This is a genomic window from Bacteroidales bacterium (genome assembly GCA_016707785.1).
Classification (GTDB): domain Bacteria; phylum Bacteroidota; class Bacteroidia; order Bacteroidales; family UBA4417; genus UBA4417.
Window position 1 is genome coordinate 1 of the sequence record JADJGZ010000040.1, and the last position, 9811, is coordinate 9811.

Here is a 9811-nt window from a genome sequence, read left to right on the forward strand (position 1 = left end):
GGAAACTGGTGATAGAATCTTGCAATATCAGCATAGTATAAGTTACAATCAACTAAAATCACTATATAAGTCCAAAGAAAATCTAGCAGATTCTTCTAATTCATTTAAAGATGCTATTGCATTAGTTGGAGGATTAACAGCTAATACATATGGCTTTATCATCACAGTTATTGTCTCTACAGCGTTTGGAGCTGCAGTGGCACCCATACCAATTGCAGGGGCAATTGTAAGGTTTTATTGAATGCGGCAGCATATGTGTTATATCCAGGAAATAGTAATGCAGGTGAATTAACTCAGATACCTAATATTCCAAACAATCCAACAATAACTTTTCGTGGTCTTGAAACTGTTAGTGTTTCCGCAAAAAATATCTGGCCGTCAAGTTCCGTGGACGTTAAAATAGGAGGAGAGCATATTAATATTGCAACTGGAGCGTGGTGTCATGCCTCTAGTGGCCCTGAATTTGGTCTATTTGGCCCAAATGGGTTCAGTAGAATAGGAGGCTCAGATGTTGTCTTACCTGGAACAAATGTTGGAGCTCTAATAGGAAGAATCAATAATGGTACACCATTCATAGTTGGTTCAACTCTCGATCTTATCACATCAGAATCAGGGATACTTGAATTTTCAATGAATGATGCTGCTGGACAATATTCTGATAATGTCGGAAGCTTAATTGTCAGTCTAAGAAGATAGTGAAAGATTGGTTTTAAATCTACGACCGTTTGAGCCAAGAATTGTTTCAATAAGGGTTTGTAGACATCTACAAATTTTGAATCAATAGAATTTCCCATGGACTATTGATTTTTATTGCGATTTTTTGTTATTACATTCAGCCATTAAGGTTTTCAGACCTCTAAAAAGCGGATTTTATGAGATATAATATCAATGCGCTGGTTTTTAGATATTTAAATAAATTGGCTTAAACAGGCTATAAACCCCATGAATATTGAAAAAATAGAGGGATTTCATGTCAGATTGAAGAGTTTTTTATTAAAAATAGGCAATTTATTAAGAAATAATGCTCATTTTGCACGTTTTCTTTACCAATATCCTCCAATATGATCCGAAATTGCCCAATAATCAACCGCAATCAACCGTTATTGACCGTTATTGACCGTTATTGACCGTTATTGACCGTTATCGCCCACTATCGCCCGTTATCGCCCACTATCGCCCACTATCGCCCCAAATAAATCATTTTTTTGTGCACTACTTGACACAACAAGGATATGTTATTACATTAATTAAAATAAAATTCAGTAATCAGTCTATTATTTTTACCCTATTTCTAGTCTGTTCATCGCTATACAAGCTATTTTAGTAAATCAATAGCATGTTTCTGTAGCTCAACTGATACATCATGGTACCTGCTAAAGGCTCTACTCCCTTGTACATGTCCACTCATCGAGCAAATTATATCAGAGTCAACCTTTCCGAAAAGGTTGCCAATAAATGTTCTTCTGGCAAGATGTGAGCTTGCAATATCACATAATCGTACCTGCTCAGGTTCTCTGGTTAGCGGATTTAATCTTGTTACAATTCTGTCTAACCTAATATTCTCGTGGCTGAATAGCTCTTTCAGATAGTCATTATACCTCTGGTCGCTAATGAAAGGCAATAACATATTTCCTGGAAGATCATATCTGGAGATAATCTCCTTTGCTCTTTCTGATAGTGGTATTGTTACAGTTACAGGCTTCCCATCCTTAGTTTTTCTGGGAATATAGCTTAAAACCCCATTGTTAACATTTCCCTTTGTGAGTTTACACAAATCACCGATTCTTGCTCCCACATAGCACTGAAACAAGAAAACATCACGGACCCTAGCCAGTTTTTCATTCTCAATACTTGCATGATAAAGCAAATCCCGCTCATCAAGTGTGATATAAACCGGAGTTCCATACACTTCTGCAGGTATTTCATAATCTTTGAATGGATATGTGTCAGTAATCCCTCTTTTCCTGGCATCATTCCAGAAGGTTCTGGTCATTTTCATGATGCTATGGATAGTGTTTCGGCTGATTGGACTAAGAATCAATTCTTTGGAAGAGCGGCTTTTTGGCCGCAAACAGTTTTTCTTCAGATATGATTCAAACTGAGCCAATACATTAGGTGTAATGTTATTAAAACTAAAATGTGCCTTCTTGAAGGCTTCAAACCTTCTCCAGTGATTGATAGTAGTCTTCACATGTTTCTTCCTGCCGAATGAAAGACTGCAATTTTCTACATAATAATTAAAAGCCTGGAAGAAATCCAATTCATTTACTTCTGGCATTTTTTCAGCTTTACAACATATCTGTGCAAGTTTAGATTTCAAAACCTCCTTGTCTGGTGACTGGGTTGTACCTTCGAATATATCTTTAAGTTCTTTCTCAATATCAATCAGTTTGCCATTTATAATGCTATAATTAACTTTTGTCCGCCCTTGATACCCTGAACTATTCTTTTTCACTCTTCCTGATAAAGAATCAAAATTAACACTGTCGATTTTATATCCGGTAAAATAGTTCAATCTCTGTCCTGCAAATCGAATATCTGCATATAAGGGCACCTTTTCGGTCCTTAGGCTTTCAATTCCATTTTTCCGCTGCTCAGATCTAAATTTTAAACTGAATTTCATTGGTTGAGTAATTATGTCAAAAAAATGATTGAAACGATAAAAAGAATTACCAAAGATAATCATTTATCATACCTTTTTACATACCTTTTTACATACCTTTTTCAAAAAACGAAATAAAATGACAAAAAATTGCGATAGTGTATATAATTGATTTTATGATGTTTACAAAATTTTAAAAAACAAGAAAAAATCATATAAAACGGCTTTTGTGACCCTGTCGGGGTCACTTATTTAAAAAGCTGCCATATGGCGGCTTTTTTATTTTTAATCATAAACTATCTAACATTCAAGAAAAGTAATCATCTGCCTCTGGTTCTCAGATTTCAATATACAGGAGTTAGAACAGGAGAATTGTATTCCATATTTAGATAATTCAACTGGCCTCCCTACCAGTATTTATCTACCTGAAAAATCTTAATTTAGTCAACCGGACAGGCTTTTGATTCTTTGGAAAAGTATTTTTAGCCAGTGTCTCAAATTATTGCATAAATCTGTTGGAAAATCAACCAACTATGGATCCTATTGTTAATCAAACTGATATAGATAAACTTACCAAGGTTGATGACATTTTTGCGACCATAAATGCTAAATATGGTTCACCTCCTAATTGGAACAGACCTCAAGGATTTATCACGCTGTGCAAGATTATCCTGGAACAACAGGTGAGTTTACAATCCGCAAATGCTCATTTCAATAAGCTCAATACTTATATACCTGACTTTATCCCGGAAGAAATATTAAAACTTTCTGATGATCAGATGCGAGTGTGCCAAATCAGCAGACAGAAATCCAGGTATTTAAAGGAACTTTCAAAGGCTATATTAGATCGCAAGCTTGAATTAGAAAAATTACCAGGCTTAACCCAGTCTGAAGTTAGAACAAAACTAAAGGAAATCAAGGGTATTGGTGATTGGACAGCAGATATCTACCTGATGTTCTGTTTGCAGGCAAAAGACATTTTCCCTTCCGGGGATATTGCTGTCGTTAAAACAATTATGGAACTCACAACTGCCCAAACAAAAGATGAAATACTTGAATGTGCAGAAAAGTGGAAACCATTTCGTTCTCTTGCTACCTATTTTTTGTGGCATTATTATCTATGCAAACGAGGAAGGTCTTGATTAACCTTAATCAAAGCAATTAATAAAATTTACTTCGAATGATTCTCAAATACTATTGCAGTAGATGATCAGCATGGTGATACAAAATGAATAACTTATAATTTTTTTTAATAACCCGAAAACCCAATTAATACCTAATTTTGTTATTATCACAGCAATCTCAGGCAACCTTTTAATATTGCCGTGTTATACTCTCTTACACCTGCCTTAACATGCGAACTTTTACCAGACTGATCCTCCCATTTCTGGTGATACTGATGCTTGCCAATAAGGGTTTCTCCCAAATGGTAATCAATAGTACCGTTACCCCTGATGATCTGGTCCAAACCCTTGTTGGGACCGGGATATCTTATAGTAACGTGACCTTTAACGGGGGTAATATTGCCAGGGGAACGTTCTCAGGACCTAGCAATATTGGTATTGCTTCAGGGGTGGTTTTGGCAACAGGGAATGTAAATTCAATTCCGAATCCACCAAATGGAGGCATGGGAGGATCTGGCACATCTGCTGTACAGAATGACCCGGATATGAATGCTATTTGCGGGGTTAACACAAATAATGGGAGTATCCTCGAATTTGACTTCATTCCTCAAGGTACACAACTCTCTTTCAATTACGTATTCACTTCAGAAGAATATGCAACCTATGCCCCACCCTGCAATTCACCCTATAATGATGGCTTTGGTTTCTTTATCAGCGGACCTGGCTTATCAGGGCCTTATTCCAATAGCTCTGTCAATATCGCATTGATTCCTTCTACAACTGTCCCGGTATCTATTAATAATGTCAACTGTGTAACTAATTCCGACTATTATATCACAAATTATGCTGGCTCTGGCGGGTGCTCTGGTTGCGGAAGCACTGGGAAAATTACAGACCCTAATTTTGTGTTTAATGCATATACGACTGTATTTCAGGCTACTGTTACCGTTGTTGCCTGTACTACCTATCACATTAAACTTGCTGTAGCAAATGCTGACGATCAATCTCTCAATACTGGTGTTTTTCTGCAGGAAAGCAGTTTTTCCAGTAATCCGATAGATGTAACAACAACTTATTCGAACCCTTTGATTGATACCACCATGGTTGAAGGCTGCAATTCAGCACTGATCACCTTTGGTATCGATTCCATTCCCACTTTACCGGTTATTATTCCGCTAACCTATGCAGGCACAGCCTTGAATGGCATTGATTATCCGAACCTTCCGGCAAACCTGGTAATTCCTGCGGGAAGTCAGACAGCATCAATTAATGTAATTCCTATCAACGATGGGATCAACGAAGGACAGGAAACGCTCGAAATTACTTACTCTAACGTTACCTGTAGTGGATCTCAGAATCAAACCTCCATTTTCTATATCAATGACTATCCTGTTCTGCAGGCATTAGCACCTAATGACCTGACAGTAAACTGCAACCAGGTCACCAATCTCACAGTCCTCCATAATGGAGGTACTGAGCCCTATCACTACCTTTGGAGTACCGGTGATACTGTTGCCGGGATATCCGTAAGCCCGGCCAATACCACTACCTATTATGTAACCATAAGCGACGGATGTGGCTCAGTTTCAAATGACAGTGTGAAAATAACGGTCATTACACCCCTTGTTGAAGCCGGACCCTCAGGCAGCACTTGCTCTTCCTCACCTATTACTTTTTCGGGTAATGCCCTGAACTATAATCCAGGATCCATCAGCTGGACACATACCGGTATAGGCTCACTTTCCGGACAAACTTCCTTATCACCCACTTACACGCCCGGAACCAATGAACAGGGTTTGATATGGATAAAACTAACCATCGAAGGACTGGGCGGTTGTGCAGGGCATTTCTACTCTGACAGTCTCAGTTTGCAGATTGACCCTCCTCCCACCGCCAATGCCGGCCCCGATGATGATATGTGCCAGGTGGATACCTATACCCTTGCTGCACTGGCCACTGATTATGATGCAGCTACCCTTACCTGGACTGAAAATGGTCCGGGTACACTTACCGGTGGCACAACTCTTACACCTACCTATACCCCCATTCCCGGTGAGATGGGCAATGTGGTTTTCACCCTTACAGTCAATGGCACCGGTTCCTGCGCTTCCCAGCAAGCCACCGACCAGATGATCCTTACGGTGAACCCTCCACCCTTTGTGCTGGCAGGGCCATCTGCTTCCATCTGTGCAGGAAGTACTTATACCCTTAATAACTCCATGGCCAATTTCTGCCAGGCATTACTCTGGACGACCAGTGGTACTGGCACCTTCGGCGACCCCACCAGCATTCACCCTGTATATACCCCATCTGCTGCGGATATTGCAGCCGGTTCAGTCATTCTTAGTTTCCGTGGGGATGGTTCACTCAGTTGTAATGCTATTCAGTCCACTGACCAGCTTACCCTGACCATCAATCCCAAGCCTTTTGCCGATGCCGGTCTCGACGACAACACCTGCCAGGGGATGAACTATACCGTTTCAGGGGCTTCTGCTTTAAACACAACAGCTTCGGGTGTGCTTTGGACAGAGAATGGAGCCGGATCGCTGATCAATAATAATACCCTTACACCCACTTATGTACCTGCCTTTTGTGAAACCGGCACTGTTACCCTCACCCTTACCGTATCAGGTGCTTTGAATGTGCCGGGAAATAATCTCTGTTGATGACCGCCGCTCACTTTACCCCTTTGCCCGATGTGGCTGCAGGCACCGATGCCACCATTTGTGCGGCCGGGACCTACACCCTGTCCGGCACCCAGCAGTTCTGTTCACTGCTTACCTGGAGCAGCTCTGGTGACGGGACTTTTAGCAACCCCAATCTGGCAAATGCAGTATATACGCCCGGAGTAAACGATATTGCTATTGGAAGCGTTACCCTCACCCTGACAGGACAAGGGATGGGACCTGTAATTCAATGAATGATGCAGATGCCCTCACCTTACCATCGATCCCATACCTACTACAGTGCCAGTCCCGATGATGCCTTCTGCGTGCTGAACCCCATAACGTTACCGGAGCTGTGGCCACCAACTTCTCATCCTACCAATGGTTGCAGGAGATGGTACCTTAATAACAACACCCTGCTTTCCCCCACCTATATGCCTGGCAACCTGGATTTCAATGCAGGAAGCGTCACCCTCACCTTTGCAGTGCAGGGAAGGCTTTCCTGTTCAGCACAGACAGTGACCGATACAAGGGTTTTTGCTGTTTCACCTTTTCCTGTGGTTAATGCAGGGTCTGATAACTTTATCTGCAGCAATACCACCCAGTTTACCCTTGCCGGGATTGGGAATAATTATGATATTACCAATATCCAATGGACTTTTGTGGGAGGAGATGGTTTTCTGAGTAATCCCAACATTCTGAACCCCACCTATTTTGCCGGTCCTATCGACCTGAGCACAGTAAACCGCACCATCACCTTTACCCTTACCCTGGAAGGGAATGGGCAGTGCGCTGGAACATTTGTGAATGACCAGGTCTTGCTCCAGATTGATCCCACCCCGTGAGCAATGACGGGCCCCCGATGGACAAATATGCGGACAAAGCCATTCCCTCTGGCGGCCGCCACGGCTCAGTACCAGTCAATTATCAACTGGACGACTTCGGGAGATGGCAGTTTCAGTAATCCCAATATCCTCAACCCCAGTTATACCCCGGTCCAAATGATGTCGGAAATGTGGTAGTACTGACCCTGGGACTGGCGGATGCCAGAGCCTTACAGGAAGTGACTTTTGTGGCTTACCGTGCACGAGGCCAAGTGCTACCATCAGCGGAACAACAAGCATCTGCGAAGCCACTTCCCCCCAATAAGCATCGCCCTGACAGGACCCCCCTGGTCGGTGACCTATACCAATGGTACTACTCCTGTTACGGTGAACAATATCAGCGAGTTCACCTTATGTTTTCAGTGTGAGTCCGCCAGTTACCACCAGTTATTGGGTAACTGCTAGTAATGATAACTTCTGCAATGCCCCCAATGACTCTATTCATGGACTGGCTTCCATTACCATCAATCCTTTACCCGATCCTTTTTCAATCACTGTTACCAATAACGGGGTGTTCTGCGAAGGGACACCGGGAGTCATCATTGGATTGTCAGGTTCCAGGTCAGGCATGAACTATGAGCTGCTGCTCAATTGGGGCCCTGGAAGGCTCCAACCAGGCAGGTACTGGCAATCCCTTAAGTTTTGGCATCAAAAACATTCCCGGGCAATACTCCATTAGGGGTATAAATCCTGTAGGCAACTGTGAACAGATTATGAATGATACGGTTACCGTAATTATGAATCCTATTCCAGTCACCGATTTTGAAGCCAATACCGTTTGTAATTCTGATACCACATTTTTCACTGTCAGTGGGAACTATGTTGATAAAATCAGCAACTGGCACTGGGACTTTGGCGTTGGCACTTTCCACCTTCAATGCCCCGACCAACCCATATCATATTTATCCTACCTATGGTACCTACCAGGTAATCCTTAGTGTAGAAGATACCAACAACTGTACCTATTCCATCAGTCATCCCTTAGAAGTCACTCTCATCCCAATGCTTTTTCAGTTACCAACACCCCCAACTGCCTGGGTGATCCCAGTTTCTTCATTGACCTGAGTAACAACCCTGTCGGACAGGGCGTACATCAGTCAGTGGGTATGGAGCTTGGCGATGGCACACCTAATGCCGTTGATTTTCCCCAATACCTCCAATACCACCTATCGTATGCCGGAGACGGGACTTATGCAGTGACCTTGTATATCACCAACAGCCGCAACTGCACGGATATCTACAGCACTACTATCACCGTCACCCGCCGTCCCCTTGCCGCCTTTGACTTCTGGAGCAACTGCCAGGACGAACTTGCTATTTTCAATGGTGCGAGCAATGCCAATGGAGGGGGGGTGCCAGCTGGAGCTGGGATTTTGGAGATCCTACTTCTGGATCGCTGAACACCAGCACCCTTAAAGACCCCACCCATTTATATACAACAGCAGGATTGTATAATGTAACCCTGATTGTACAGAATTTTAATGGCTGCAGCGACACTATCATTCGCCAGGTGAATGTAAAAGGCGCTCCCCTGGCTGATTTTAATAGTACCACCGGCTGCCTGGGCACCCCACCTTTTTTGGCCGACAGTACCTGATCAACCTGAGTGCCACGCTACTCACCACTGGGATTTTGGCGATGGCTCTACTTCCAATACGCGCAACACACCATACACCTATATTGCAGAGGCACCTATACTCAGCCCTAACCATCACCGATACGGCAGGATGTGAAGGATCCCGTTCCCACACCCTGATTGTTACCCCACCACCAACGGCCTTGTTCAGCTCTGCCACCGATAACTGCCAGGGCCCATCAGGCTTCAATCAGAGTACCAGAATCGGGCTACCTGACCAGCTGGAGCTGGGACTTTGGCGATAGACCCTGTTCAGACCATCTCTCCCTGCGATCCCCTGGATGTAACGCACACCTACGCAGTTGCAGGCCCTTCAATGTGACCCTTACCGTTACCAACTCCGAGGGCTGTACCATAGCTTCTCCAGGTGGTGAATGTGTTTGGTTCCCCAACAGCCGGGTTTTTGACCCAGGCCAATGCAAGGACAGCCCTGTTCATTTTACAGACCTTTCTCACTTCAGGAAGAGGTTTAACTCATGGCAATGGAACTTTGGCGACCCGGGTTCCGGTATCTTCAATACCAGTTCCGATCAGAACCCTACCCACAGCTATGCCGCAACGGGCAACTATACCGTGACCCTGATCACGCTCACCTTAAATGGCTGCTCTGACACGATCAGCTACCCTGTAACCATCAAGCCTTGCCTGTTACCGACTTTAGCTTCCAGAGCGCCTGCCAGGATAATCCTGCACAGTTCACCCTGCGTGCATGGCGATCCACCTATTGCCAGCTGGTACTGGAGCTTGGGGATGGCGGCAATACCTTACAGTCGCCCAGCCATGTATACCTACGCTTTGCCGGGACCTATACCGTTACGCTTCACCGTTACCGATACGGCAGGATACGTGAGAACCAGCGCAGCCACCCGATCACCAATGTTCCCATGCCCTCGTGAACT

The 9811-nt window shown here is 43.6% G+C and carries 14 protein-coding genes; 13 read left to right on the forward strand and 1 reads right to left on the reverse strand.

The annotated features are described in order from the left end of the window. On the forward strand, positions 1–241 hold a 241-nt coding region (locus IPH84_16795; GenBank protein MBK7174840.1), incomplete at its 5' end, for a hypothetical protein. Continuing rightward, positions 238–696, forward strand: a complete 459-nt coding sequence (locus tag IPH84_16800; GenBank protein ID MBK7174841.1) for a hypothetical protein — start codon at positions 238–240, stop codon at positions 694–696. The genes IPH84_16795 and IPH84_16800, both read left to right, overlap by 4 nt. A 619-nt stretch (positions 697–1315) precedes the next feature. Here the strand turns inward: IPH84_16800 and IPH84_16805 are convergent. Then, positions 1316–2623 carry a site-specific integrase gene (locus IPH84_16805; protein MBK7174842.1) on the reverse strand — a complete coding sequence of 436 codons (1308 nt, stop codon included), beginning with the start codon at positions 2621–2623 and terminating at the stop codon, positions 1316–1318. A 512-nt stretch (positions 2624–3135) separates the two neighbouring features. Between IPH84_16805 and IPH84_16810 the strand changes: the two genes are divergently transcribed. The 11 genes from IPH84_16810 to IPH84_16860 form a co-directional block, all read left to right on the forward strand. Beyond that, on the forward strand, positions 3136–3744 hold the full coding sequence (locus IPH84_16810) for a DNA-3-methyladenine glycosylase 2 family protein (GenBank protein MBK7174843.1): 609 nt from the start codon (positions 3136–3138) through the stop codon (positions 3742–3744). A 212-nt stretch (positions 3745–3956) separates the two neighbouring features. After that, a complete protein-coding gene (locus tag IPH84_16815) occupies positions 3957–6392 on the forward strand; it encodes a choice-of-anchor L domain-containing protein (GenBank protein ID MBK7174844.1) in 2436 nt (811 codons plus the stop codon). Then, positions 6392–6646 carry a hypothetical protein gene (locus IPH84_16820; protein MBK7174845.1) on the forward strand — a complete coding sequence of 85 codons (255 nt, stop codon included), beginning with the start codon at positions 6392–6394 and terminating at the stop codon, positions 6644–6646. Before IPH84_16815 ends, IPH84_16820 begins: the two co-directional genes overlap by 1 nt. A gap of 9 nt (positions 6647–6655) precedes the next feature. After that, positions 6656–7237 carry a hypothetical protein gene (locus tag IPH84_16825; protein MBK7174846.1) on the forward strand — a complete coding sequence of 194 codons (582 nt, stop codon included), beginning with the start codon at positions 6656–6658 and terminating at the stop codon, positions 7235–7237. A 3-nt stretch (positions 7238–7240) separates the two neighbouring features. Further along, on the forward strand, positions 7241–7414 hold the full coding sequence (locus IPH84_16830; protein MBK7174847.1) for a hypothetical protein: 174 nt from the start codon (positions 7241–7243) through the stop codon (positions 7412–7414). Then, the gene (locus IPH84_16835; GenBank protein ID MBK7174848.1) at positions 7408–7644 is read left to right on the forward strand and encodes a hypothetical protein; all 237 of its coding nucleotides are present in this window, start codon (positions 7408–7410) and stop codon (positions 7642–7644) included. The genes IPH84_16830 and IPH84_16835 overlap by 7 nt, the downstream gene beginning before the upstream one ends. A gap of 207 nt (positions 7645–7851) precedes the next feature. Further along, on the forward strand, positions 7852–8214 hold the full coding sequence (locus tag IPH84_16840; protein ID MBK7174849.1) for a hypothetical protein: 363 nt from the start codon (positions 7852–7854) through the stop codon (positions 8212–8214). Between the two features lie 168 nt (positions 8215–8382). Beyond that, the gene (locus tag IPH84_16845; GenBank protein MBK7174850.1) at positions 8383–8676 is read left to right on the forward strand and encodes a hypothetical protein; all 294 of its coding nucleotides are present in this window, start codon (positions 8383–8385) and stop codon (positions 8674–8676) included. Then, a complete protein-coding gene (locus tag IPH84_16850) occupies positions 8565–8873 on the forward strand; it encodes a PKD domain-containing protein (GenBank protein MBK7174851.1) in 309 nt (102 codons plus the stop codon). Before IPH84_16845 ends, IPH84_16850 begins: the two co-directional genes overlap by 112 nt. A 41-nt stretch (positions 8874–8914) precedes the next feature. Further along, the gene (locus IPH84_16855) at positions 8915–9157 is read left to right on the forward strand and encodes a hypothetical protein (GenBank protein MBK7174852.1); all 243 of its coding nucleotides are present in this window, start codon (positions 8915–8917) and stop codon (positions 9155–9157) included. A 73-nt stretch (positions 9158–9230) separates the two neighbouring features. Next, the coding region (locus tag IPH84_16860) for a PKD domain-containing protein (protein MBK7174853.1) at positions 9231–9811 on the forward strand (581 nt) is incomplete at its 3' end.